The 24,790-nt window shown below is 67.8% G+C and carries 23 protein-coding genes; 15 read left to right on the top strand and 8 right to left on the bottom strand.

Going from position 1 to position 24,790, the window contains the following annotated elements:
* Window positions 1-1,017: 1,017 nt before the first annotated feature.
* Entirely contained in the window at window positions 1,018-1,272 is a 255-nt protein-coding gene (locus FHW85_RS19590) for a hypothetical protein (RefSeq protein WP_167252133.1), read from the top strand.
* Window positions 1,273-1,421: 149 nt separating this feature from the next.
* On the opposite strand, the gene FHW85_RS19595 is transcribed toward FHW85_RS19590, so the two are convergent.
* Window positions 1,422-2,456 (bottom strand): PHB depolymerase family esterase, encoded by a 1,035-nt coding sequence (locus tag FHW85_RS19595; protein WP_168649397.1) that lies wholly within the window; start codon window positions 2,454-2,456, stop codon window positions 1,422-1,424.
* 26 nt (window positions 2,457-2,482) lie between these two features.
* Window positions 2,483-4,759, bottom strand: coding sequence for a TonB-dependent receptor (locus tag FHW85_RS19600; RefSeq protein WP_168649398.1), 2,277 nt, complete (start codon window positions 4,757-4,759; stop codon window positions 2,483-2,485).
* A gap of 169 nt (window positions 4,760-4,928) precedes the next feature.
* On the opposite strand from FHW85_RS19600, the gene FHW85_RS19605 reads away from it, so the two are divergent.
* The 10 genes from FHW85_RS19605 to yeiP all read left to right on the top strand — a co-directional run bounded on the left by FHW85_RS19605 (window position 4,929) and on the right by yeiP (window position 12,977).
* Window positions 4,929-6,326 carry a GntP family permease gene (locus tag FHW85_RS19605; RefSeq protein WP_167258152.1) on the top strand — a complete coding sequence of 466 codons (1,398 nt, stop codon included), beginning with the start codon at window positions 4,929-4,931 and terminating at the stop codon, window positions 6,324-6,326.
* 120 nt (window positions 6,327-6,446) lie between these two features.
* Window positions 6,447-7,148, top strand: a complete 702-nt coding sequence (locus FHW85_RS19610) for an alpha/beta fold hydrolase (RefSeq protein ID WP_168649399.1) — start codon at window positions 6,447-6,449, stop codon at window positions 7,146-7,148.
* A 136-nt stretch (window positions 7,149-7,284) separates the two neighbouring features.
* Window positions 7,285-8,598, top strand: coding sequence for an amidohydrolase family protein (locus FHW85_RS19615; RefSeq protein ID WP_168649400.1), 1,314 nt, complete (start codon window positions 7,285-7,287; stop codon window positions 8,596-8,598).
* A complete protein-coding gene (locus FHW85_RS19620; RefSeq protein WP_167258145.1) occupies window positions 8,595-9,083 on the top strand; it encodes a GNAT family N-acetyltransferase in 489 nt (162 codons plus the stop codon). Before FHW85_RS19615 ends, FHW85_RS19620 begins: the two co-directional genes overlap by 4 nt.
* 10 nt (window positions 9,084-9,093) lie before the next feature.
* Window positions 9,094-9,699 (top strand): YdeI/OmpD-associated family protein, encoded by a 606-nt coding sequence (locus tag FHW85_RS19625; RefSeq protein WP_168649401.1) that lies wholly within the window; start codon window positions 9,094-9,096, stop codon window positions 9,697-9,699.
* Window positions 9,696-10,163, top strand: a complete 468-nt coding sequence (locus FHW85_RS19630; RefSeq protein WP_168649402.1) for a GNAT family N-acetyltransferase — start codon at window positions 9,696-9,698, stop codon at window positions 10,161-10,163. The genes FHW85_RS19625 and FHW85_RS19630 overlap by 4 nt, the downstream gene beginning before the upstream one ends.
* On the top strand, window positions 10,160-10,720 hold the full coding sequence (locus FHW85_RS19635) for a GNAT family N-acetyltransferase (protein WP_167258139.1): 561 nt from the start codon (window positions 10,160-10,162) through the stop codon (window positions 10,718-10,720). Before FHW85_RS19630 ends, FHW85_RS19635 begins: the two co-directional genes overlap by 4 nt.
* 68 nt (window positions 10,721-10,788) lie before the next feature.
* Window positions 10,789-11,220 (top strand): inner membrane protein YiaA, encoded by a 432-nt coding sequence (gene yiaA, locus FHW85_RS19640; RefSeq protein WP_168649403.1) that lies wholly within the window; start codon window positions 10,789-10,791, stop codon window positions 11,218-11,220.
* A gap of 280 nt (window positions 11,221-11,500) precedes the next feature.
* A complete protein-coding gene (locus FHW85_RS19645) occupies window positions 11,501-12,268 on the top strand; it encodes an SDR family NAD(P)-dependent oxidoreductase (protein WP_167258135.1) in 768 nt (255 codons plus the stop codon).
* A gap of 142 nt (window positions 12,269-12,410) precedes the next feature.
* A complete protein-coding gene (gene yeiP / locus FHW85_RS19650) occupies window positions 12,411-12,977 on the top strand; it encodes an elongation factor P-like protein YeiP (protein ID WP_167258133.1) in 567 nt (188 codons plus the stop codon).
* 345 nt (window positions 12,978-13,322) lie between these two features.
* Here yeiP and FHW85_RS19655 read toward each other — a convergent pair whose 3' ends face one another.
* On the bottom strand, window positions 13,323-14,102 hold the full coding sequence (locus FHW85_RS19655) for an iron-containing redox enzyme family protein (RefSeq protein ID WP_208399904.1): 780 nt from the start codon (window positions 14,100-14,102) through the stop codon (window positions 13,323-13,325).
* Window positions 14,103-14,301: 199 nt separating this feature from the next.
* Entirely contained in the window at window positions 14,302-14,844 is a 543-nt protein-coding gene (locus tag FHW85_RS19660; RefSeq protein WP_167258130.1) for a TetR/AcrR family transcriptional regulator, read from the bottom strand.
* 244 nt (window positions 14,845-15,088) lie between these two features.
* Here FHW85_RS19660 and FHW85_RS19665 point away from each other — a divergent pair, with 244 nt between their 5' ends.
* From FHW85_RS19665 to kynU, 4 genes are all read left to right on the top strand, one after another.
* Window positions 15,089-17,176, top strand: coding sequence for an FUSC family protein (locus tag FHW85_RS19665; protein ID WP_167258129.1), 2,088 nt, complete (start codon window positions 15,089-15,091; stop codon window positions 17,174-17,176).
* 125 nt (window positions 17,177-17,301) lie between these two features.
* Window positions 17,302-18,315, top strand: coding sequence for an amidohydrolase family protein (locus FHW85_RS19670; protein WP_168649404.1), 1,014 nt, complete (start codon window positions 17,302-17,304; stop codon window positions 18,313-18,315).
* A 21-nt stretch (window positions 18,316-18,336) separates the two neighbouring features.
* On the top strand, window positions 18,337-18,843 hold the full coding sequence (locus FHW85_RS19675; protein WP_167258127.1) for a hypothetical protein: 507 nt from the start codon (window positions 18,337-18,339) through the stop codon (window positions 18,841-18,843).
* A gap of 101 nt (window positions 18,844-18,944) precedes the next feature.
* On the top strand, window positions 18,945-20,225 hold the full coding sequence (kynU, locus tag FHW85_RS19680) for a kynureninase (RefSeq protein WP_168649405.1): 1,281 nt from the start codon (window positions 18,945-18,947) through the stop codon (window positions 20,223-20,225).
* 216 nt (window positions 20,226-20,441) lie between these two features.
* Here the strand turns inward: kynU and FHW85_RS19685 are convergent, their stop codons facing one another.
* From FHW85_RS19685 to FHW85_RS19700, 4 genes are all read right to left on the bottom strand, one after another.
* Window positions 20,442-21,848: an esterase-like activity of phytase family protein gene (locus tag FHW85_RS19685; protein WP_168649406.1), complete on the bottom strand. Its 1,407-nt coding sequence runs from the start codon at window positions 21,846-21,848 to the stop codon at window positions 20,442-20,444.
* 192 nt (window positions 21,849-22,040) lie between these two features.
* Window positions 22,041-23,303: a glutamate-5-semialdehyde dehydrogenase gene (locus FHW85_RS19690; RefSeq protein ID WP_168649407.1), complete on the bottom strand. Its 1,263-nt coding sequence runs from the start codon at window positions 23,301-23,303 to the stop codon at window positions 22,041-22,043.
* Window positions 23,300-24,463: a glutamate 5-kinase gene (gene proB / locus FHW85_RS19695; protein ID WP_167258123.1), complete on the bottom strand. Its 1,164-nt coding sequence runs from the start codon at window positions 24,461-24,463 to the stop codon at window positions 23,300-23,302. The genes FHW85_RS19690 and proB overlap by 4 nt, the downstream gene beginning before the upstream one ends.
* Complete coding sequence (locus FHW85_RS19700) at window positions 24,435-24,782, bottom strand: cupin domain-containing protein (protein WP_167258122.1); 348 nt, start codon at window positions 24,780-24,782, stop codon at window positions 24,435-24,437. The genes proB and FHW85_RS19700 overlap by 29 nt, the downstream gene beginning before the upstream one ends.
* Window positions 24,783-24,790 lie beyond the last annotated feature (8 nt).

Raw genomic sequence — 24,790 nt, forward strand, 5'->3', positions numbered from 1 at the left:
CAGCCTTGAACTCGTCGGTGAAACGTTTGCTGGTCATAGATCCTCCGATCCTCAATAGACACTATCAGGTGTCTACGGAATCGGGGGCGTACCAGGCCACGTTGAGGGAGCGTATCGAGAAGCGGAGCCCCAGCACCGCCCAGCACTAACTCTGCGGTGGCGGGTTTTCTATGCCCGCCAGCTCCTACCTTCCGCTGGAAAGTCCGGCTATACCGGAGACAGGTAATCGAGGTAATCCGTCGCTTTTTGGCGTCCAAGTCATTGATCTTACGAAGATCAATGGTTACCTCAAAAAGTGATCAAAGGTAACCCTAAAGGTAATCACCTCCTAAGTCATTGATTTTTCGTGGCCGGCTCCGTCCGCGCCATTACCTTCTAAGGAGGTAATCAGTGACCTTCTCATCACCTCAAAGATTACCGTGGGGATCAACCTCTATGGCATTGATCCAGCGCGAAAAACATATCTATGAAAAAGCATGATGACCGTGATTACCTTTTTCCGATGGGGCCAAACATTTTCGAGCCCAAGAGCGACACGTCCCTCTCCATTGGGATCGACAATCATCTCCATGATCGCGCAGCTGCGTGCCGGCGTTGGTGCATCGGATAGTGCTCGTCAAAACGCCGCCGCACATTGCACCAGCCCAGTCGGTCGTGTAGCCGCTCTCTTGGGTGGCTGTTTGTACCTATAGCCCGCCCCGCTATGGACAGAGGCTTGCCTTCGTCTCCATCGCAGAGCCGTCGCTTGTGTACTCGTCCACTCATACACCACGACAAGATTGCTCATGTGCCCCGCCTTGCCGACGATAGTGGCCTCTTTCGCCACGCTTGGCCGCCTATGCAGCACCCACGTTGTTCTGCGAGACCTCGTTCAGAACGGCCTCTCCTTGCCCAACCTCAAGACGAGCGTGATGCTGCTGATCGTCGCCATGACCACGCTCGTGGATATCTCCGCACCGTCTTGGCGACCTTCTCCGAAACGCTCGCGTCCCATCCCTTCCTCTTGCTGGAGCATGCATGATTGGTATTCCCTCAACCGGCGGCCTGACTCAGGCCACCCTTACCGCGGTCTGCTTCGAAGGCCTTTCTGCTGAGACCCGAGAGGGGCAGAAGGCGACGTTCGCTATCATCGATGAGAACGAAAAGGTCATCGAAAGAGGCCCCGTCGTTGCCCGGGAGGCCTGGAATGTCATGCTCGCTTCCTACAAGAATTTCCTTGTAGGACAAGGACACCTTCGTGTGTTCTCCGGTCCGCCAAGCACGATGAAGTGAGACACTACCAAGCGGCCTAACGGCCGCTTTTTTTCGCACATGCGAGAAGTTTATATAGGCTTGACTTAGGGCACGCAAAGAAGAAGTAACTCGCCCCGCGGCAGCGGGGCGAAACACTCGCCAAAGGCGAGACACATACGCGACAGCGCTCACTTCGCTGACGGCAACCCGAGCGCCTCCACGGCACGCACCAGCCAGCGCAGCTGCACCCCCTGCCGCGTGTCGTAATTCGCGCCCGAATACCCCCACCAATCCCAGCATGCCTGCGGATTCAAAGGCGCCATGCTGGCGCGCGTCTGAGGATACAGGACCGCCACGCCGTACACGTCGGCCCAGCGATTGAACCCGGCATCCTTGACGAAAGCCTCGCCCACCGCCGTGGCGTTCTGCTTGCAGCCATGGAACGCCACCAGCAGACCGCAAGGCTTGCCGGCAAGACACGACGGCGGCAGGTAGACGTAACCCTCGTCGGCGAGGAACGCATCGGCACCATCCGGCTTGTACGCATTCTGGTCGAAGCGGCGTAGCTCGCCCTTCGCCTCGCCCGCCGCATGCGCCGGCTTGCCGAACAACTCGGCGAAAATCTCGCCCGCCGCATCGAACCCGCAATGCCCGAGATACGGCGACACCGACTTGTCGCAATCGTCGCCCTTTGCCGCGATCGGCAGGTTGTGCGCGAAATCGCGCCCGCCATCGTCATGCACCTTGAAGTTCTTCAGCGCCGGATCGGCCGCGCGCAACTTCTCGTAGAAGCTCGCCGCGGCCTCCGCCACCGAGGGCGCCACCAGCGCATCGCCCTTGCCATGCAGCAGATACACCTTGCCCTTGGCCAGCGCGGCCAGCGAACCGTTCTCGCCCGCCTTCGCGCGCTGGCGCGCCTTCTCCACCAGCGCCGGCACATCCGCCGGCGGCGCACCCTTCATGCAGGTACTGAGCGCCACATCGAGCTTGCCATCCGCGCATCCGTACGGCCCGCCCGCCACCAGCGCGGCGGCGGGAAAGCGCTCCGGATACGCCAGCTGCACCTGGGTCGCCATATAGGCGCCCGAGGACAGCCCGGCCACCGCGACGCGCGAGGCGTCCAGCTTCAACGACGGCAGCGCCGCCACGTCCGCGGCCTGCGCCGCGCCTGCCGCGGCCAGCAGCGCGCACGCCGCCAGCCAGGTTCCCCATCGATGCTTCATCGCCGTGCTCCGCGCCGTGTCCATGCTCAGAAGTTGTAGCGCGCGCTGACATACCAGTTGCGCGGCATGCCGTAGTACGCCGTGCGGATATTGCCCACGCTGGAGAACTCCTGCCCGTCGGTCTTGTACACCTTGTTGGTGGCATTGCGCACGCCGGCGCGGAACTGCCAGTGGCCGTCCAGGGTGTCGTAGATGCCGAACAGGCCCAGCAGGGTATACGCCTTCTGGCTCAGCGCCGCATAGTTGTCCACGCTCAGCCAGGTCTCGCTGCGGTACGACACGTCGCCGCCCAGGGTCAGCGTGCCGGCGTTGCCGATATTGAAGCTCTGGGTCAACGCCAGGCGGCTGGTCCACTTCGGCGAGAACGGCACGTACTTGTGCAGGTTCGGGTTGTACTGCGGATCGCCGGGAATCAGGCGGTGGTCGTCGAAGCGGTCGTAGCGCGCATCCAGATAACCCACCTGCGCCTGCAGGCGCGTGCCCTCGCCCAGCACGGCAGCGCCTTCGAATTCGATGCCGTCCATCTTCAGCTTGGCCGCATTGATCACCGGGAAGGCGAAGGTCGGGGTGATCGAACCCGGGTTCTGGATCTCCGACACGCGCGCCTGGAAATCCTTGTAGTCGCTGTGGAAGGCGGCGATGTTGGCCTGCAGGCGCTGGTCGGCGGAGCGCCACTTCAGGCCCAGCTCGTAGGTCCACACGTATTCCGGCGCGAACTGTGGATTGCGCGCCTCGTTGGCATCGTTGGCGCGGCCGTTGAAGCCGCCGGACTTGAAGCCGCGCGCGGCCGAGACATACACCATGGTCTGCGGATCGAGCTGCTTCTGCAGGCTCACCGTGGGCGTCCATGCGCTCCAGCGCTTGCTCTTGTCCAGCGCCACCGTGCCGTTGAGCGCCGTGAACGGCACGCCCCAGAAGGTGCTGGTGGTGCGGTAGTAGTCCTTGTCGTCGCTGCTGTAGCGCACGCCCGCGGCCAGGGTCCACGAGGGCACGAATTGCCAGTTGAGGTGGGCGAAGCCGGCGTAGCTGGTGGTCTTCAGGTCGTCGTCGATGGTGCGCAGGAAAGTGATCTGGCGGCCGGCCAGCGCGAACAGGTCGTTGGCATAGGCTTCCTGGTGCGAGGGCACCGTCTCGCGCAGGTAGTACAGGCCGTACACCGCCTGCAGGTTGCTGCCATTGTCGTACTGCAGCTGCAGCTCCTGGCTGGTCTGCTTCTGGTGGAAATCCACCAGCACGTCGCCGAGCTGGTACTGCGAGGCGTCGATGTCGATATACGAATCGCTGTTGAGCTTGCGGAACGCACTGATGCTCTTGAGCGTCCACTGGTCGTTGAGCTTCCAGCTCAGGTTGAGCGCGGCGCCCTCGTGCTTGAGCTTCTGGCCCCGGTCGGGATCGAACGAGGTGCGCGTCTGGAAGTTGTATTTCCGGTCGAGGTCGGGCTTGTACAGCACCACCGGACCCAGCACCAGGTCGGTGCGGATCAAGGGAGACACCGGCTGGCCCAGGGTCAGGCCGGTGTCCTGCCTGGTGTAGTCCAGGCTCAGCACCGCGTCGAAGCGATCGGAGGGGTGATAGCGCAGCTTGGCGCGCACCGCCTTGGTGTCCTCGTCGTTGTATTCGTGATTGGTCGACGGGTCCTTGACGTAGCCGTCCGTCCTGGTCGCCACGCCGGCGATCGAGGCCGACCAGGCGCCGCCCAGCGCACCGCTCAGATAGAACTTGCCTTCGCGCCGGCCGAAGCGGCCGAAGGTCACTTCGGCCGCGCCTTCGGTCTGCTCGCCGGGATTGCGCGTCACCACCTTCACCGCGCCGCCGGTGGAGTTCTTGCCGTACAGCGTACCCTGCGGGCCGCGCAGCACTTCCACGCGCTCCACGTCGAACAGGTTCAGCAGCGCGCCCTGGATGCGCGAGTAGTAGACGTCGTCCACGTACATGCCGACGCCGGGATCGAAGGTCTGCAGCGCGTCGGGCTGGCCGATGCCGCGGATGAAGATGTTCACCGCCGAGGACGAACCGCGTCCCTGCACGATATTGAGATTGGGCACCGCGCCCTGCAGGCCGTCGATATTCATCGCCTGCAGGTCTTTCAGGTCTTCGCCGCTGAAGGCGGTGACCGCCACCGGCACCTTTTCCAGCGACTCCTCGCGGCGCCGCGCGCTGACGGTGATCTCCTCCAGCTGCTTGGCCTCCGTCTTCTTCGCAGCCGGCTGACTGCCGCTGTCCGCCGCCTGCTGCGCGTGCAGCGGCAGGCAGGACAGGCTCACGACCAGGCCGATGGCCAGACTCAAACGCGTGCGCTTCATGGTTCCCCTCGCAATGAAGAACAGCCCCTCACCCGGGCTGCCGATGCCGGGCAATGTAGGCAGGGCCGGCAGATGGGGCACTTGTACCTTCGTACAGTGCCGTGACTGAAGGCACATCCGGATACTCGCCGCCGTTGCGTCTTTGGCGTCGCCGCGAGGAAGTTCCCGGATGTCGTTCCTGATCGTGCTGGCCGCACTGTGTTTCCTGATGCTGGCGGCTTACCGCGGCTACAGCGTGATCCTGTTCGCGCCGCTGGCCGCGCTGGGTGCGGTGCTGCTGACCGACCCGTCCCTGGTCGCGCCGATGTTCACCGGCCTGTTCATGGACCGCATGGTGGGCTTCCTCAAGCTGTATTTCCCGGTGTTCATGCTGGGCGCGGTGTTCGGCAAGCTGATCGAGATGTCGGGTTTCTCCAAGGCGATCGTGGCCGCCACCATCGGGCTGGTCGGGCGCGGGCGGGCGATGCTGTCGATCGTGCTGGTATGCGCGCTGCTCACCTACGGCGGCGTGTCGCTGTTCGTGGTGGTGTTCGCGGTGTATCCGTTCGCGGCGGAACTGTTCCGCCAGGCGGACATTCCCAAGCGCCTGATCCCCGGCACCATCGCGCTGGGCGCGTTCACCTTCACCATGGATGCGCTGCCGGGCACGCCGCAGATCCAGAACATCATTCCCACGTCGTTCTTCGGCACCACGGCCTGGGCCGCGCCGTGGCTGGGCACGCTGGGCGCGGTGTTTATCCTGATCGTTGGCCTGGCTTATCTGGAGTCGCGCCGCCGTCGCGCCGCGGCGGCCGGCGAAGGCTACGGCCAGGCGCTGGCGAACGAGCCGGCGCCGTTCGAGGGCACGCGCCTGGCGCATCCGCTGGTGGCGCTGCTGCCGCTGGTGGTGGTGGGCGTGGCGAACAAGCTGCTGGCGGACGCGATGCCGCGCTTCTACGGCGCCACGCAATCCTTCGTGCCGGCGGTGATCGGCGACGCCAAGCCCGTGGTGCAGGAGGTCTCCAAGCTCGCCGCGATCTGGGCGGTGGAAGGCGCGCTGCTGCTGGGCATCGCCTGCGTGCTGGCATTCGCGTGGAAGCCGGTGAAGCAATCTTTCGCCGAGGGCAGCAAGGCCGCGGTCGGCGGCGCGCTGCTGGCTTCGATGAATACCGCTTCGGAATATGGCTTCGGCGCGGTGATCGCCGCCCTGCCCGGCTTCAAGCTGATCGCCGATGCCTTGCACGCCATTCCCAATCCGCTGGTGAACCAGGCCATCTCGATCACCGCGCTGGCCGGCATCACCGGTTCGGCTTCCGGCGGCATGGGCATCGCGCTGGGTGCGATGGCCGATACCTTCATCAAGAACGCGCAGGCCGCCGGCATTCCGATGGAGGTGCTGCACCGCATTGCGGCGATGGCCTCCGGCGGCATGGACACGCTGCCGCACAACGGCGCGGTGATCACCTTGCTGGCGGTGACCGGGCTGACCCACCGCCAGTCTTACCGCGACATTTTCGCCATCACGCTGATCAAGACCGCGGCTGTCTTCGTGGCGATCGGCGGCTATTACCTGCTGGGCCTGGTCTAGCTCCACGAAGTCCGGCCCATGGCGGAACGCGTCGCTTGCGATACGGGGCCGCGCCTTGCGCGCGGTTCCACACCGTTCCGCCACGGCGGGACTCGTCAAAGCGAAGGGAGCGAAAGCGCGATGTCGATCGAACGATGGGGTAAGGGCCTGCTGGCCCTGTTGTTGCTGATACCGGCGGTAAGCCTGCATGCCGCCTGCGTGGACAGCGTGGTGCTGGTGCACGGCAATACCGGCAGTCCCGGCGATTTCCAGAACACCTACAACGCCCTGGTGCAGCACGGCTATACCGACGCGCAGATCTATGCGCCGAGCTGGGGCAATGCGCTGTGCGCGGCCTGCAACGACCATAACGGCAGCGAAGAGACGCCGGTGGCGAATGCGCTCAAGGCGGCGATCGCCGGTTCGTGCACCGGGCGCATCGACGTGCTCGGGCATTCGATGGGAGCCACGCTGGCCGCGCATGAGATCGACAAGCTCGGCCTGTCCGGCAAGGTCGACGTGTTCGTCGGCATCGCCGGTGCGTTCCACGGGTTGTGGTCGTGCGGCACCTATCCGTTCAACGTGGCGACCAGCACCTGCGGATACTGGGGCCTGTCGGTGGGCAGCCCGCTGCTGGGCAGCCTGGCGGGCAAGCGCTTCGGGCAGAAGATGTATTCGATCAAGTCGTGGATCGACGAAATCAACTGCTACGGCGGCGTGTGCACGGTGGGCGGGGTGCATACCTCGAGCATCGACGGCGAGAACGGCAGCCTGACGTATGCGTATGGGCACTACGGCCTGCTGTGGTACACGGCGGCGGACCAGGTGTCGCTGCTGCAATAGCGCCCAGTGTAGGTTGGAGTGAGCAACGCGAACTCCAACACCGGCCTGGCCGCAGCGACCGTCGGGGTTCGCTGCGCTCACCCCAACCTACGCCACTCCTCGCTATCATCGGGCACTTCCACCGAAGGAAGCCCGCATGCCCCCGCGCTGGAAAACCCGCCTGCTCGCCGCCCTGCTCGCCTGCGTGTCCGTGCCCGCGGCGGCGGCCGACACCTTGCTGCTGCCCGCGCGCGTCTGGACCGGCGACGGCAACCAGGCCCACGCCGGCTGGGCCGTGCTGGTCCACGACGGCGCCATCGCCGCGGTCGGCCCCGCTGCAGGCATCCAGCCGCCGGCCGGCGCGCGCCGCGTCGAACTGCCGGGCGCCACCCTGCTGCCCGGCCTGATCGACCTGCATTCGCACCTGTTCCTGCATCCGTACAACGAGACGCTGTGGAACGACCAGGTGCTGAAGGAGCCGCAGGACTACCGCACGCTGGAAGCGGCGAAGCACGCGCGCGACACCTTGCTGTCCGGCTTCACCGCGCTGCGCGACCTGGGCACCGAAGGCGCCGGCTATGCGGACGTCTCGGTCAAGCGCGCCATCGACGAAGGCCTGATCCCTGGCCCGCGCCTGTTCGTCGCCACCCGCGCCATTGTCGCCAGTTCCAGCTACGGCCCCGGCCCGCGCGGCTTCCGCCCGGACCTTGACCTGCCCGGCGGCGCGCAGGAAATCAGCGGCGCGGACGAAGCCATGCGCGCGGTGCGCGAACAGTCCGGCCGCGGCGCCGACTGGATCAAGCTGTATGCCGACTACCGCGTCGGCCCCGGCGGCGGCACCGCGCCCACGCTTACCGCGGCGGAACTGAAAGCCATCGTCGACACCGCCCATCTCTCCGGCCGGCCGGTGGCCGCGCATGCCGCCAGCGATGCCGGCGTGCGCATGGCGGTGGAAGCCGGCGTGGACAGCGTCGAGTACGGCTACGGCGCGAGCGAAGCGACCTTCCGCCTGATGAAGCAGCGCGGCGTGGCCTACGAGCCCACGCTCACCGCGGTCGAAGCCACCGCCGAATATTTCGAGCACTACGTGCCCGGCAAGAGCGAGCCGACCGAACGCATGAAGGAAGCCGGGCGCGCGTTCGGCACCGCCATGAAACTGGGCGTGACCATCGGCAACGGCAGCGACGTCGGCGTGTTCGCCCACGGCAGCAACTGGCGCGAGCCGGCCGCGATGGTGCGCGCGGGCATGACGCCGGCGCAGGCGCTGCATGCCGCCACCGACGTAGCCGCGCGCATCCTGCGCGAGCAGGAGCGCTTCGGCCGCATCGCGCCGGGCCTGCGCGCCGACCTGGCCGCGTTCGCCGGCGATCCCAGCGAGCGCATTAGCGATCTGCAGCATCCGGTGTTCGTGATGAAGGACGGCACCGTCTACCGCACTCCCGACGACAAGCCCACCAGCAGCGAACCATGAGCCAAGCTTTTCTGATCCGCCCCATCGAGCCGCGCGACGATGCCGACGTCGCCGCGATCATCCGCGCCGTGATGCCGGAGTTCGGCGCCGACGGCCCCGGCTTCGCCATCCACGATGCCGAGGTGGATGGCATGCATGCCGCGTATTCGCGTCCGCGCAGTGCGTACTTCGTCGTCGAAGTGAACGGCCGGGTGGTGGGCGGCGGCGGCGTGGCGCCGCTGGAAAACGGCGACGCCGACGTGTGCGAGCTGCGCAAGATGTATTTCCTGCCCGCCGCGCGCGGCATCGGCGCCGGCGGCGCCATGATGGAGCGCTGCCTGGACGCGGCCCGCGCACATGGATTCAAGCGCTGCTATCTGGAAACGCTCACCGGCATGGACGCGGCGCAGTCGCTCTACCGCCGCAGCGGCTTCACCACGCTGTGCGGGCCGATGGGCGGCACCGGGCATTTCAGTTGCGACCAGTTCTTTATCCGCGAGCTGTGAGGACAGCGCCATGAGCAGCCACGATCCGCGCATCGATGCGTATATCGCCAAATCCGCCGAGTTCGCGCGGCCGATCCTGGAACAGATCCGCGCCACCGTGCACGCCGCCTGCCCCGAGGCGGAAGAAACGCTGAAATGGAGCATGCCCTACTTCAGCTACCGGGGCGCGCTGATGTGCGGCATGGCGGCGTTCAAGCAGCATGCAAGCCTGCATTTCTGGCACTACAAGGAACTGTTCGGCGAGACGGCCGAAGCCGCCGGGGAAGGCATGGGCCAGTTCGGCAAGCTCGCTTCCGTGCGCGACCTGCCTGCGAAGAAGGAACTGGCCGCCTGCGTAAAGAAGGCGATGAAGCTGATCGAAGGCGGCGCCACGCGCGCGCGCCCGAAAGCCGCGCCGAAGGCGGCGCCAACCATGCCGGAAGATCTCGCCGCCCTGCTCGCGCAGAAAAAGCACGCCGCCGCGCGCAAGACCTTCGACGGCTTCAGCGCCAGCGTGCAGCGCGAATACCTTGTATGGATCGGCGAAGCCAAGACCGGCGCCACCCGCCAGAAACGCCTCGCCACCACCCTGGAATGGCTGGCCGAGGGCAAGCAACGCAACTGGAAGTACATGTGAAGACGCGACCGCAGCTCAGTTTCGCCATCGAGGATCCGGGCACGCCGGACATCCTGCCGCTGACCCAGCAATTGGACGGCTATCTGGCCGGGCTCTATCCCACCGCCAACATCCAGCCGGTGGCGCTGGATGAACTGCGCCGCGCCAATGTCGCCTTCGTCACCGCCCGCGTGGATGGCACGCCGGTGGCCTGCGGCGCCTGCGTCGACGAAGGCGACTACGTGGAGGTCAAGCGCATGTACGTGCTGCCGGCCTGCCGCGGACTGGGCCTGGGCAAGCAGCTGCTGGAAGCGCTGGAACAGCAGGTGCACGCGCGCGGCGGCCGCGTGGTGCGCCTGGAAACCGGCACGGCCCAGGCCGAGGCGCTGGAGCTGTACGAACGCGCCGGCTATCGCCGCTACCCGCCGTTCGGCAGCCATCGCTCCAATCCGCAGAGCGTGTGCATGGAAAAGGTGCTCGCATGATCCGCATTGCCGTTCCTGAAGATGCCGCCGCGATCCATGCCATCTACACCCCGCACGTGCTGCAGGGCATGGCCACGTTCGAGACCGAACTGCCCGGGGAAGCCACGATGCGCGAACGCATCGATGCGCGCCTGCGGCACTATCCGTGGATCGTGTGGGAGGAACAGGGCCGCCTGCTCGCCTACGCCTATGCCAGCCGCTTCCGCGAACGGGCGGCCTACGACTGGATCGCCGAAACCTCGATCTACGTGCACGAAGACGCGCAGCGCCGCGGCATCGCGCGCCGCCTCTACGGCGTGCTGCTGGACGGCATGCGCCTGCAGGGCATCAACCAGGCGGTGGGCGTGATCACCATGCCCGGCGCGGCCAGCGTGAGCATGCACGAGTCGATGGGCTTCACCCCCGCGGGCATCTGGCGCAAGGCCGGCTACAAGCTGGGGCAATGGTGGGACGTGGGCGTGTGGCAGAAGGAACTGCAGGCGCCGGTGGTGCCGCCGCCGGCGGTGATTCCGTTCGCGCAGCTGCGCGAGCGGGACGCGTGGAAAGCGCTGCTGTAGCAAACGGCGCGGCTTCGATTAGGATGGCCGCGCCGCCCCGCCGGGGCACCCTACGCAAAGGAACTGCCATGAAGCCCCTGCCCCAGAAGCCCTCGCCCGCCTTTATCGCCGTGTCCTGGGCAGCCCTGCTGGCGGGCTTCCTGGCCTTCGTGACCGGCTTGTGGAACGCCGGCATACAGCTCAACGAGAAGGGCTATTACTTCACCGTGCTGATGTACGGCCTGTTCTCCGCGGTGTCGGTGCAGAAGAGCGTGCGCGACCGCCTGGAAGGCATCCCGGTCACCAACATCTATTACGGCCTGAGCTGGGTGTCGGTGCTGCTGAGCATCGTGCTGCTGGTGGTGGGGCTGTGGAACGCCACCCTGGCGCTTAGCGAGAAGGGCTTCTACGGGATGTCGTACGCGCTGGCCCTGTTCGCGGCGATCGCGGTGCAGAAGAACACGCGCGACAGCCAGGCGGCGGAGGGTTCGGACGCGCGGGACTACGCGGCCTCCGAGTAACCCCGCCACCTGCCCCCTCTCCCCGCCGGGGAGAGGGCTGGGGTGAGGGGTCGGGCGGAGCGATGAAGCAAGAGCATTAAACGCGCCGCGCTCCACCGATCCGTCACCGCGAGCCCCGGCCCCTCATCCGGCTGCCGCCACCTTCCTCGCTCCTCAGAGCAGGGCACATCCATGTGCCCTCCCCGCGTGCTCCCCGGAGGGGAGAAGGGTTCCACTGGCAAGCGCTCTCCCCAGCTCCTCGGCTACCATTCCGCTTTTCGGCATTCCCGAGGACGTACCCATGCAGCTCCAGCAGGTCAAGGCGATCATCACCGGCGGCGCCTCCGGTCTCGGCTACGCCGTGGCGCAGCGCCTGGTCGCCGCCGGCGGCCAGGTCGCGCTGTTCGACGTGAACGAGGACAAGGGCCAGGAAGCGGCCAAGGCGCTGGGCGCCGCCGCGCGCTTCCTGCGTACCGACGTCACCTCCGAAGACGGCGTGTCCGCCAACGTGGCCGCGGCCCGCGACGCCATGGGCGGCCTCAACGTGGTGATGAACTGCGCCGGCATCCTGGGCGCCGGCCGCGTGCTGGGCAAGGAAGGCCCGATGCCGCTGGGCACCTTCGCCGGCACGGTGATGGTCAACCTGGTGGGCAGCTTCAACGTGGCCAAGGCCGGCGCGGCCCTGATGCAATCCAACGAAGCGGGCGAGGACGGCGAGCGCGGCGTGATCGTCAATACCGCCAGCGTGGCCGCCTACGAAGGCCAGATCGGCCAGGCCGCGTATTCGGCCTCCAAGGGCGGCGTGGTCGGCATGACCTTGCCGATGGCGCGCGAGCTGTCGCGCTTCGGCATCCGCGTGGCGACCATCGCGCCGGGCATCTTCTGGACCCCGATGGTCGACGGCATGCCGCCGCAGGTGCAGGAGGCGCTGTCCGCGTCCATCCCGTTCCCGTCGCGCCTGGGCAAGCCGGAGGAGTTCGCCGAGCTGGTGGCCTTCATCCTGACCAACCGCTACATCAACGGCGAAACCATCCGCCTCGACGGCGCGGTGCGCTTGCAGCCAAAGTGAGGGAATAGGGAGTCGGGAATAGGGAATAGCAAAAGCAAAACCCTGCCAGACTTCCTCGCCCCGCTCTTCCTATTCCCTATTCCCTATTCCCTATTCCCTATTCCCTATTCCCAACTCCCTATTCCCGACTCCCTAAAAATCCATGAAAGCTTCCGACGTCAAGAAAGGCAACGTGGTCGAACACGAAGGCACCGTGTACCAGGTGCGCGACATCGAGCGCAGCTCGCCCACCGCGCGCGGCGGCAACGTGACGTTCCGCTTCACCCTGTATTCCATCCCCGGCGCACGCAAGTTCGACCTGAGTCTGCGCGCCGACGACGACCTGAAGGAAATGGACCTGGTGCGCCGCGCGGCCAACTATTCCTACAAGGACGGCGAGGCGTTCGTGTTCATGGACGCGGAGGACTACACGCAGTACCTGCTCGGTCCGGAACTGGTCGGCGAGAACGCCGGCTACATCGTCGAGGACACCGAAGGCTTCTACGTGCAGCTGATCGACGACGCGCCGGTGGGTCTGCAGGTGCCGACCAGCGTGATGCTGGAAGTGGTGGACACCGCGCCGGAACTGAAGGGCGCCAGCGCCACCAAGCGCACCAAGCCGGCCAGGCTCAGCACCGGCGTGGAAATCCAGGTGCCGGAATACATCACCAACGGCGAGAAGGTGTGGGTGAACACCACCACCGGCGAATTCGGCGGCCGCGCCTCGTAAACCTTGCGCGCAAAAAAAGGCCCGTGAAAATCACGGGCCGAAATGGGCATCACCCGATTCACCCTTGGGAGGCCGTCGCACCGAAGCGCGCCAGCCTCCCCCTTCCTGCGCGGGCCGCGCGCTCCCGGCCGCGCGGCTCCGCCTTGATCGTTGCGCTCAAGCGCATGTTGCCGGCGAGGCCCCTGCCTCGCCGCAAGGTTTACGGGTCCAGCGCCTCATGCGCCGGACCCGCCCCCTGCTGACCCCGCCCGGCGCGCTGATCAGCTGCGGCACGTCCTGTGCCCGGCGCATCCATTCGCCGCAGGGAGACCCGGCTCCATGGGTATCCCTCCTTCCCAACCCCCATCAGACCGCTTCAGCCAGCCCCTGGGTGCCCGCCAGGGAGGCCGCCGGGCGCATCAACGCCAGCTGCGCGGTCCAGAACTGATCCCACAGATCGCAATAGCGCAGGCACAGCGACTGCACGCGCGGATAGTGTTCCGGCGTGAGCGCCTGTGTGAGCGCAAGCCACAGGTCGTTCTCGTGATCGTCGTCGGCCGCTTCGGCGCTGACGTCCTCGCTGACGCCGTGCACGAAGTAGTAGCCGTCGTCGACGTCGATGCCCAGCGCGCGGGTGGCTTCGCGCAGCGGCGCGCTGTACAGGATCACTTCCTCTTCCGCGGCGGCGAGCAGCACCACCACGTCGAGGTAGTCGCCATAGCTGTGCTCGAGGAATTCGCGCACCTTGCGCGAGATGCGGCTGGCCGGATACGACTGCCGCTGCTGCAGGCTGATGCCGTAGTCGTCCAGCACGCGCTCGAACAGCGGGTAATGCGCGTAGGCCGGATTGCCGCGGTAATAGCCTTCGGCGTCGAGGCCGGGGCGGAAGCCGAATTCGTCCAGGTCGTTGAGCGTGATCAGGAACCGCGGCGCCAGCTTGGAACCCGGCGGCAGGCGCGGCTCCAGCTGGCGCGTCTGCAACTGCGCGGCGAGCAGTGCGTCGGTGAAGATCTGCACGATCGCGTGGCGGTATTCCAGATGGATCGTGCGCATCGCTTCGAGATCGAGCGTGCCGCTGTTGAGCACGCCGATCGCGCGATGGCGCGCCACCGGATGCGTGGAGATCAGTTGCCGAAGGTTTTCCACGAAGCCGGCATTCCGTTGCCAGAGGGCCGGCGCAACGCTCGCCCGCATGGCGGCGATCGCCTTCCTGCGGGGTTGATCCAGATCAGCCATCAACGAAGGCATGGTTGTTCCCCCTGGGTTTGCCTGCACGAACAGCCAAAACCAAACGTTTGGTTTTCTACCAGACGGTACGCCCCCGTGTAAAGCGCTTTTTTTGGAGCTACAAGAGGTTACGCACCTGTTTACTGCATTCCCGCAAGGCTTCCTCTTCCCCGGCGATCTGCAGCCAGATCACCGCCCCCTCGATCCGCGCCAGGGCGTCCGTGGCCAGGCTGCGGGCCTGCGCCTCGCCGTGGCGGGGGGCCAGCAGGCCGGCCAGCAGGTCGCGCCAGTCGCGGAAGAACTGCTGGATCATGCCGCGCGCCTCCTCGCTCTCCTGCAGGGCGTCCGGCCATAAGTGAACCAGCGCGCAGACCCGGTGCTGGATGTAATAGCTCTCCACCGCGTCGACCATGCCGTCCAGGCGCTGCTTCTCGCTCAGGTCGGTGCGCCGCGCCTCCTCGAAAACGCCGTTCTCGAACAGTCCGATGACATGCTGCACCACTTCGATCAGCAAGCGCTCCTTGTTAGGAAAGTGATGATAGATGCTGCCCTTGAGCAATCCGGTCGCCCGGCCGATGTCGGCCATCGAAGTGCGCCGGTATCCCTTGCTCCTGAACAGCGACAGCGACACCTCGATCAGATTGGATGGATCAGTTTTCATAATGGCCTTCCAGATTGCACAAACCGGGCATCCATCCCGGGACACCGCGGCGACCTACTGTAAGTGATTTGACTGTAAGCGATTTGGGCAGCCGGACGGCCCCGGCCGCGCCCGCCCTTCGACCTATGCACTTTCGCCGGGAAATAAAGCCCTCGGCATGCGCTGATTGCAGGCGCCGCGTCCCACCCTCTTCAGCCCTGCTCAGGCAGAATCCCTTAAATCGTTTAGGAGCGAACGAGAACCCATGCCCGCCAGCGGCTATTCGCTACGCGCCACCGTCATCGAGAGCCTGCTGACCGCCAAGCGCCCCGACGTGCCGCCGCGCGTCGTGCTGCGCAATACCGCTGCGGTGATCCTGCCGCTGGGGCTGGGCCTGGCCACCGGCCACGCGGAAATCGGCCTGGGCGTGGCCGCCGGCGCCCTGGACACCATGTTCTCGGACCAGCCCGGCCCTTACCGCCAGCGCATGTGGCAGCTGTTCCTTGCCTCGCTGGCGGCGGCGCTGGCCTCGGTGCTGGGCTTCCTGCTCGGCGACCAGCTGGCGCCGATGCTGGTGGCCACGGCGGCGTTCGGTTTCTTCGGCGGCCTGCTGGTGGTGTTCGGCACCGACATCGCGCGCGTGGGCATGACCAGCATGATCCTGCTGGTGGTCACCGCCGCCTCGCCCACCACGCTCACTGGGGCGCTGAGCGGCGCGGGACTGATCTTCGCCGGTGGCCTGCTGCTGGCGCTGTTCTCGGTGGCGGCATGGCCGCTGCAGCGCTATCGGCCGGAGCGGCACGCGCTGGCGGCGGTGTATCGCGGCCTGTCCAGCCTGGCCAGGCAGCAGGCGCACGACGACGCGGACGTGCCCGCGCTCACCGACGCGATGACCACGCTGCAGCACACCCTGCTGGGCCGCCATCACGCCAATGGGCGTGCGATGGAAGCATTCCGCGTGCTGCTGGAGATCGCCGAACGCATCCGCCTGGAACTCACCGCCATGGCCGAGCTGCGCACCAACCCCGGCGTGCATGCGATGTTCCGCGGCGACGCCGCGCGCGTGCTCGCCGCCATTGCGGACGCGCTGGAAGCGGCCGAACCGCCGCAGCAGGCCGAGCGCGCGCTGCAGACCCTGCAGGCCAGCGAGAACGCCCTGCTGGGCCGCGGCGGCTCCGGCGATGGCCTGGCCGCGCATATCCATGCCTTGTCGGGCCAGCTCGCGGCGGCGGTGCGCAACGCCAACTGGGCCGGCAGCCGCGGCGAGCTGCGCGCCTCGGCGGCGGAAACGCCGCTGCCGGCGGCGCTGCGCGCGGATTCCGCGCTGTCGATCCTGCGCGCCAACCTCACGCCGCATTCGGTGGCGTTCCGCCATGCGGTGCGCAGCGCGGTATGCCTGAGCGTGGCGCTGTTCGTCGCGCGCAAGCTGGCGCTGCCGCATGGCTACTGGCTGCCGATGACGGCGGCCATCGTGCTGCGTCCGGATTTCGGCGCCACCTTCAATTTCGGCCTGCTGCGCGTGGTCGGCACCGTGCTCGGCCTTGTGCTGACCACGGCGGTGCTGCACTTCACGCCGCACGATCCATGGGCGCACCTGGCGGTGATGGCGGTGCTGTGCATGGCGTTCCGCTACCTGGCCAATGCGCACTACGGCATCGCGGTGGCGGCGCTGACCGGCACGGTGGTGATCCTGCTGTCGTTCGAAGGCGTCAATTCCAGCGCGGCGGTGGCCGACCGCGTGCTCAACACGGCGCTGGGCTGCGGCATGGCCCTGCTCGCCTACGTGCTGTGGCCCACCTGGGAACGCGGCCGCGCACGCGCCGCCCTGGCCGACATGCTGGACGCCTACGCCGGCTACCTGCAGTGCCTGGCGCGCCCCGGCCGCCGCGACGCGCAGCGCGAGTCGCGCACCGCCGCACGCACCGCGCGCAGCAATGCGCAGGCCTCGCTGGACCGCATGCGCGCGGAGCCGGCCACGCCCACGCAGCTGATGGACCTGGCCAGCACGCTGTTCGCCAACGGCAACCGCCTGGCGCGCACCGCCATGACGCTGGAAGCGGTGATCGACGACCACGAGGCCCTGCCCGAAGCCACCGAGATCGGCGCCTTCGTCGAGCACGTCGCCGCCGCCCTGCACACCATCGCCACCGCCCTGCGCGATCACCGCGCGCCCACCGACCTGCCCGACCTGCGCGCATTGCAGCGCAGCCTGGCCTCGCTGCTGGCGATGGCCGAGGACCGCCGCGCGGCGGAGCTGCTGGAGCGCCTGAGCGACCGGCTGGTGGACAACGTGAATACGCTGGCGCACATCGTGGGGCGCGGCGAGCGGGAGAAGACGGCGGCCGCTGCTTGATCGCCATTCCGGCCTGCGCCGGAATGACGAGCAAAAGCAGATCCTGCCCTGGACCGCGGTGACGAGCGACGGCTTTGCCGCGCCGCGACAAGGCACCGCCACCCCAAGCGCCTACACTCGCGGGCATGCTCAAGATCGATACCCACGCGCACGTCCTGCCCCGCGACTGGCCGAATCTTGCGGCCAAGTTCGACGACCTCCGCTTTCCCGTGATGACCCATCACGACGGGCGCCACCGCATCTACAAGGACGGAAAATTCTTCCGCGAGGTGTGGGAATCGGCGTTCGACCCGCAGCACCGCATCGACGACTACGCGCGCTTCGGCGTATCGGTCCAGGTCGTTTCCACCGTGCCGGTGCTGTTCTCCTACTGGGCGCCCGGCTACCAGGCGCTTGAGCTGCACCGGCATCTGAACGACAACATCGCCGGCCTGTGCCGCGACTATCCGCGCCACTACGCCGGCATCGCCACGGTGCCGCTGCAGTCGCCGGACCTGGCCATCCGCGAGCTGGAGCGCTGCATCGACGAGCTCGGCCTGCACGGCGTGCAGGTCGGTTCGCACTGCAACGACTGGAACCTGGACGCGCCGGAGCTGTTCCCGTTCTTCGAGGCCGCCGCCGACCTGGGCGCGGCGGTGATGGTCCACCCCTGGGACATGATGGGCGCCGCCAGCATGCCCAAGTACTGGCTGCCCTGGCTGGTCGGCATGCCGGCCGAGCAGTCGCGCGCGGCCTGCTGCCTGGTCTTCGGCGGCGTGCTGGAGCGGCTGCCGCGGCTGCGCGTGATGCTGGCCCACGGCGGCGGCAGCTTCCCCTCCACCATCGGCCGCATCGAGCACGGCTTCCGCATGCGCCCGGACCTGGTCGCCACCGACAACCCGCGCAACCCGCGCGAATACCTCAAGCGGCTGTATTTCGACTCCTGCGTGCACGATCCGCAGGCGCTGCGCTATCTGCTGGATGTGACCGGCGTCGAGCGCGTGATGCTCGGCACGGATTATCCTTTCCCGCTGGGGGAGCAGCACCCGGGCAGCGGCATCGAGGCCCTGGGACTGGACGAGGCGGCGCGAGCGCGCCTGTTCCACGGTACGGCCCTGGAGTGGCTGGGCCTGCCCCTCTACCGTTTCGCACCCGACTGACTTCACGAGAGCACACCCGGCATGAGTTTCCTGCGCAACACCCTCCTGGCCAGCGCCCTGCTGCTGGCCGGCGCCGCCCACGCGGGCGAGGTGGAGATGGCCCACGGCACCGTGCACTTCAGCACGCCCGACAACTGGCTGGGCATCATGGAGACCCAGGGCGACCCGGAACTGCGCGTGTTCCAGGTGCCCGACACCTCGCCCACCGGCAGCACCGCCCTGGCCCGCGTCACCGTGACGGTGAAGCAGGTGCCGGACGTGGCTTCTTTCCAGGACTACGTCAACGCCGCCACCGCCAAGGCCAAGGGCCTGACCGGCTACCAGCCCGGCAGCAGCCCCGCGCCGAACGCCAGCACCTACACCGCGCAGGAGAACGGCGCGCAGTTCAGCTACGTGGAGCGCTACTGGTTCCGCGAGGGCCACGCCATCCAGCTGCGCTGCGTGCGCCCGGCGCAGAGCCAAGCCGGCGCGGCCTGGAAGGCCGCCTTCGACAAGGGCTGCGACGCCATCGCCGAGCGCCTGAAGTAAGCGCGGCAAGCTGCCGAAGCCCGGGCCATGCGCCCGGGCTTTTTCTTTGCCCGCCGGCTTGGCCTAAGCTTTAGCGGTTTTCCGCGTGGGACGAGAACTCGATGTCGACCGCTTACCAAGCCACCCTCGAATGGGCCCGCGCCCAGGACGCCGCCGATCCGCTGCGCGCGTTCCGCGACGAGTTCCTGATCCCGCCGCACCAGGGCCGCGACAGCCACTACTTCTGCGGCAATTCCCTGGGCCTGCAGCCGCGCGCCGTGCGCGAGGCGCTGAACGCCGAACTGGACGACTGGGGCGCGCTGGCGGTGGAAGGGCATTTCAAGGTGCGCCTGCCGTGGCTGGACTACCACGAGTTCGTGCGCGACGACCTCGCCGCCCTGGTCGGCGCCCTGCCCTCCGAAGTGGTGGCGATGAATACGCTGGGTGTGAACCTGCACCTGATGATGGTGAGCTTCTACCGCCCCACCCTGGAGCGCCACGCCATCCTGATCGAGGCCGGCGCCTTCCCCACCGACCGCTACGCGGTGGAATCGCAGATCCGCTTCCACGGCTTCAGCCCCGCGCTGTCGCTGATCGAACTGCAGCCGGACGAACCGAACGGCACGCTGTCGATGGAAGCGATCGAACGCGCGCTGGCCGAACATGGCGAGCGCATCGCGCTGGTGCTGCTGCCGGGCGTGCAATACCGCACGGGGCAGGCCTTCGACTTGAAGGCGATCACCGCGCTGGCGCATGCGCAGGGCTGCGCGGTCGGTTTCGATCTCGCCCATGCGGTGGGCAACCTGCCGCTGCAGTTGCACGACAGCGGCGCCGATTTCGCCGTGTGGTGCAGCTACAAATACCTCAACTCCGGCCCCGGCGCGGTGGCCGGCGCCTTCGTGCACGAGCGCCACGCCCATACCGAGCATCTGCCGCGTTTCGCCGGCTGGTGGGGCCACGACAAGCAGTCGCGTTTCCGCATGGGCCCGGAATTCGTGCCCATGCCCGGCGCGGACGGCTGGCAGATTTCCAACCCGCCGATCCTGTCGCTGGCACCGCTGCGCGTGTCCTTGCAGATCTTCCAGCGCGCCGGCATGGCGCAACTGCGCGAGAAGACGCTGCGCCTTACCGGTTATCTGGAATGGCTGGTGCAGACCCAGCTGGGCGACGTGCTGGAATCGGTGACGCCGCGCGAGCCTTCGCGCCGCGGTTCGCAGCTGTCGATCCGCGTGCTCGGCGGGCGCGAACGCGGGCGGGCCTTGTTCCAGTACCTGATGGACCACGGCATCGTCGGCGACTGGCGCGAGCCGGATGTGATCCGGATTTCGCCGACGCCGTTGTATAACCGGTTTGAGGATTGTGTCGTGTTTGCGGAAGCGGTGCGGGATTGGAGCAAACGCTAGACCAAGGAACCCTTCTCCCCGCCGGGGAGTACGCGGGGAGCGCACATGGATGTGCGCGGCTTTGAGGAGCGAGGAAGGTGGCGGCAGCCGGATGAGGGGCGGGTGCTCGCGGCAGAGGATCGACGAAGCGTCGCATCGCTTTGATGCTTCCGCTTCTGCGCTCCGTAGGTCCCCCTCACCCCAACCCTCTCCCCGACGGGGAGAGGGAGCAAAAGCTCAGCGTGCGTCGCAGCGCTCGTGCTCGATGCGCTGCGGCTTCAGCCCCGGCAGATCCGCATCGTCGAAGGCGAACACGAAGAAGCGGTTCGGATTGTCGGCGCCCTGCGGATGCAGATCGTCGGTGACGGTGGCCAGGAAGTCGTTGTCGTTGGCGATGAACAGCGTATGGCGGCGGCGGCCGTCCTGGGTCACGTCCGGGCCGAAGCTGAGGCCTTCGAGCTTGGCGGGAATCTCCGACGGCAGCGTGCCGTGGCGGCCGAGCTCCGCGACCACATCCAGGAATGGCGTCTTCTGCACGGCCACCGCCGCCAGCACAGCGGCGCCGCTGAGCTTGCCCACGTCGGCCGCGCCATCCAGGTCGATCAGGTACACGCGCTTGAACTTCGCCTCCGAGCCGTCGCCGAAGCCCTTGCCGTCGCGCTCGTCCACCAGCAGCTGGTGGTCGTTCACCGCCAGGATCTCGCTCACGCCGTTGTACTTCGGCTTGGCGGGCGTGCCGGAGTTGGTCAACGGATAGGCGTACTCGCGCACCTGGCGCGTGCGGAGGTCGATGCGCGCGATGCGCAGCACCGGCGCGCCGTCGCCGCCGTCCTGGATCAGCGGCGCCTGCATCGCGCCGAACAGCACGCGGCCATCGGGCGAGATCGCCAGACCTTCCATGCCCTTGTTGGCGACGCGGCCCGAGGTATTGCCGGCGATCTCGTCGGCGCCGTGCGAAGCGGTCTTCGCCACGTAGAAATGCGCCGGCAGCGCGTAGCTGTCGAGGCGGCGGCCGCTGCGGCGGTCGAACTTGTAGACGTAGGGGCCGTATTCGTCGGAGACGAACACCGCGTTGCCGTCGGCCGAGACGCGGATGCCTTCCGGATCGAGGCGGCCGTTCAAAGGCCAGCCGGAGTTGCGCGCCGGGTCGGCGTTGTCGGAGCGGCCGGTGAAGTAATGATGGAAGGCGTGGTTCTCGCGCGGCGCGCCGTTCGGCAGATTCGCCGCCTTGCCGTCGCCGTAGTACAGGCCGAACAGGTCCCACAGCAAGGTGGTGCGTTCCAGCTTCGGCGTCAGCGCGAATGGCAGCGCGGCGCCCGCGCCGGCGGGGCGCAGGTCCATGCGCAAGGTGTGGAAGCGGGCGATATACGACGAGGTGTCGTCCACGGCGCTGTCGTAGGAGACCGCATTCGGACCGCGGTCCGGCAGGGCCACGAAGCTGCCGCAGCCCGCATAGGCCAGGCCCGAGCCCAGGCCGCCGAGCAGGTTGCCCTGCACGCCGTTCTCCAGCGGACGGGCGGTGCGCATGGCGCGGTCGCCCTGGTGGGCGTCGAGGCTGCCGGCAGCGATCAGTTCCACGCCGGCATGGACGGGAGCAGCGGCGGCGAACGCGGCGAACACAGCGAAAGCGAGCTTGGTACGCATGCGGGGCACTCCGGGCTGGGACAAGCTGCCGAGAGTGCTACCGCTGCGTTGCGGCGATGTGACGCCCGCGAGCTGCCGCCAGCTACCGGGGTAGGTTGGGGTGAGCCGCAGGCGAACCCCAACACCGGCACCTTCCTACGCCTCGCCACGTTGGGGTTCGCCTGCGGCTCACCCCAACCTACGCATGGGTATTCACGATCTGCTCTCGGGATGCCGCACCTGGCCTTCCCCGCGCACCACGAAGCGCTCCACCGTCAGCGCTTCCGCGCCCATCGGCCCGTAGGCATGCAGGCGCGTGGTGGAAATGCCGATCTCCGCGCCCAGGCCCAGCTCGCCGCCGTCGCTGAAGCGGGAGGAGGCATTGACCATCACCACCGCCGAGCGGATGCCGCGCACGAAGCGGCGCGCGGCTTCGTCGTCGCCGGTGGCGATCACCTCGGTGTGGTCGGAGCTGTAGCGATGGATATGCGCCAGCGCGGCGTCGAGATCGTCGACGATGCGCACCGCGATGATCAGGTCCAGGTACTCGGCGGCGTAGTCCGTTTCATCCGCGGCCTTCATCGCCGGCACCAGCGCACGGCTGCGCTCGCAGCCGCGCAGTTCCACCTTGCGCCGGCCCAGCGCATCGGCGGCGCGCGGCAGGAACTCGGCGGCGATGTCCCGGTGCACCAGCAGCGTCTCCAGCGCATTGCACACGCCGGGGCGCGAGGTCTTGCCGTCGACCAGCAGGTCCAGCGCCAGCGGCTGGTCGGCGGCGCGGTCCACGTAGAGATGGCAGACGCCCTTGTAGTGCTTGATCACCGGCACGCGCGCATGCTCGGCGACGAAGCGGATCAACCCTTCGCCGCCGCGCGGAATCGCCAGGTCGACGATGTCGGTCAGCTGCAGCAGTTCGACCATGGCCTCGCGGCGCAGATCGGTCACCAGCGTCAGCGCCGCTGCCGGCACGCCGTGCGATGCCAGCGCCCGGCGCAGCAGCTGCGCGATAGCGGTATTGGAATGCAGCGCTTCCGAACCGCCGCGCAGGATCACCCCGTTGCCGGCCATCAGGCACAGCGCCGCCGCGTCGGCGGTGACGTTGGGGCGCGCCTCGTAGATCATCGCGATCACGCCCAGCGGCACGCGCACGCGTTCGACCCGGATGCCGTTGGGCCGCGTCTCGCGGCGCGTGACGATGCCGACCGGGTCGGGCAGCTCCGCCACTTCGCGCAGCGCGGCGACGATCTTCGCCACGCGCTCCTGGTCCAGCCGCAGCCGGTCGAGCATGGCGCCCTGCACGCCCTTCTCCTGCGCCGCGGCCATATCGCGCGCATTCGCCGCCAGCACCTCGGCCGTGCCGGCCAGCAGCGCATCGGCCATGCCCTGCAGCAGGGCACGCTTGGCGTCGGTGCTCAGTTCCGCCATGGCCAGCGCCGCGTCGCGGCAGGCCAGTGCCTGGGTTCGCATCTCGCTCATGAAAGCATCTCCGCCAGGACGACCAGGTCGTCCCTATGCACGATTTCCGCGCCGTAGCTGTAGCCGAGCACCGCATCGATCGCGCTGCTGTGCTTGCCGGCCAGCCGGCGTACCTCGGCCGCGCCGTACTGGCACAGGCCGCGCGCCACCGGGCGCCGGGTGACGTCGACGATCTCCACCATGTCGCCGCGGTGGAACTCGCCGTCCGCGCCGACGATGCCGCCCGGCAGCAGCGAGGCGCGACCGCCGGTCAATGCGCGCGCGGCGCCGTCGTCGACCAGGATGCTGCCCGGCGCCGCGGGCGCGTGGCGCAACCAGTACTTGCGCGCCTGCATGCGGTTGCGCGGCGCGTCGAACAGCGTGCCGTGCAGCTGGCCCGCGGCCAGCGCCGCCACGGTGCCGGTGTTGCGGCCGTCGAACAGCACGGTAGGCACGCCGGCCGCCCCGGCTTTCACCGCCGCCTCCAGCTTGGTATGCATGCCGCCGGTGCCGACCGCGCTGCCGCTGCCGCCGGCCATCGCCATCACCTCCGGGCTCAGCACCGGCACGTGCGGCACCGGCGCGGCGGAAGCAACGCGGCGCGGGTCGGCGTCGTACAGCGCGTCGATATCGGAGGCGATCAGCAGCAGGTCCGCATCGACCAGGGCGGCGACGATGGCGGCGAGGTTGTCGTTGTCGCCGAGCTTGAGTTCGTCCACCGCCACGGTGTCGTTCTCGTTGACCACCGGCAGCACGTCGAGCAGCAGCAGTTCGCGCAGGGTCGCCCGGGCATTCAGGTAACGGCGGCGATGGCGCAGGTCGTCGTGGGTCAGCAGCACCTGCGCCACCGGGCGCGGCGACAGCGATTGCCACAGCGCGATCATCGGCGCCTGGCCCAGCGCGGCCAGCGCCTGGCGCGCGGCGAGGTCGTCGCCGGGCAGCGCGCGTTCGCGCAGCAGCGCGCGGCCCGCGGCCACCGCGCCGGAGGACACCAGCACCACCTGCCGCCCCTGCGCGTGGCTGTCGCCGACAAACGTGGCGAGGGCGCGCGCATGGCGCGGCGTCAGGCCGCCGCCGTCGGCCGCCAGCAGGTTGCTGCCGACCTTCAGCACCGCGCGCCGCCACGCGGGCAAGGCTTGCGCCGGCAGGCGTTCAGCCATCGACCGTCTCCCGGTCGCCATGGCTCTTGGGCGAGGACACCACGATGAAACGCAGCTCGCCGTCCGCTTCGTTGCGCATCTGGTGCGCGGCGCCCGGCGGCACGTGCAGGCCTTCGCGCGCGGCCAGGCGATGCGCCACGCCTTCCAGCTCCAGCACCGCCTCGCCTTCCAGCACGTAGAAGAACTGGCGCGCGCGCACGTGGCGGTGGCGCACCTCGGCCGTGCCCGGCGGCATGCGCTCCTCGATCACGCTGAGGTCGAAACCTTGCAGCAGATGCCAGCCGTCGCACTGCTGGCCCCAGGTGTAATGCGGTGCGTTGGCAGTGCTGACGGCTTTCATCGCGATGG

This window comes from Dyella sp. SG609 (assembly GCF_012275375.1).
GTDB classification, from domain to species: Bacteria; Pseudomonadota; Gammaproteobacteria; order Xanthomonadales; family Rhodanobacteraceae; genus Dyella_D; species Dyella_D marensis.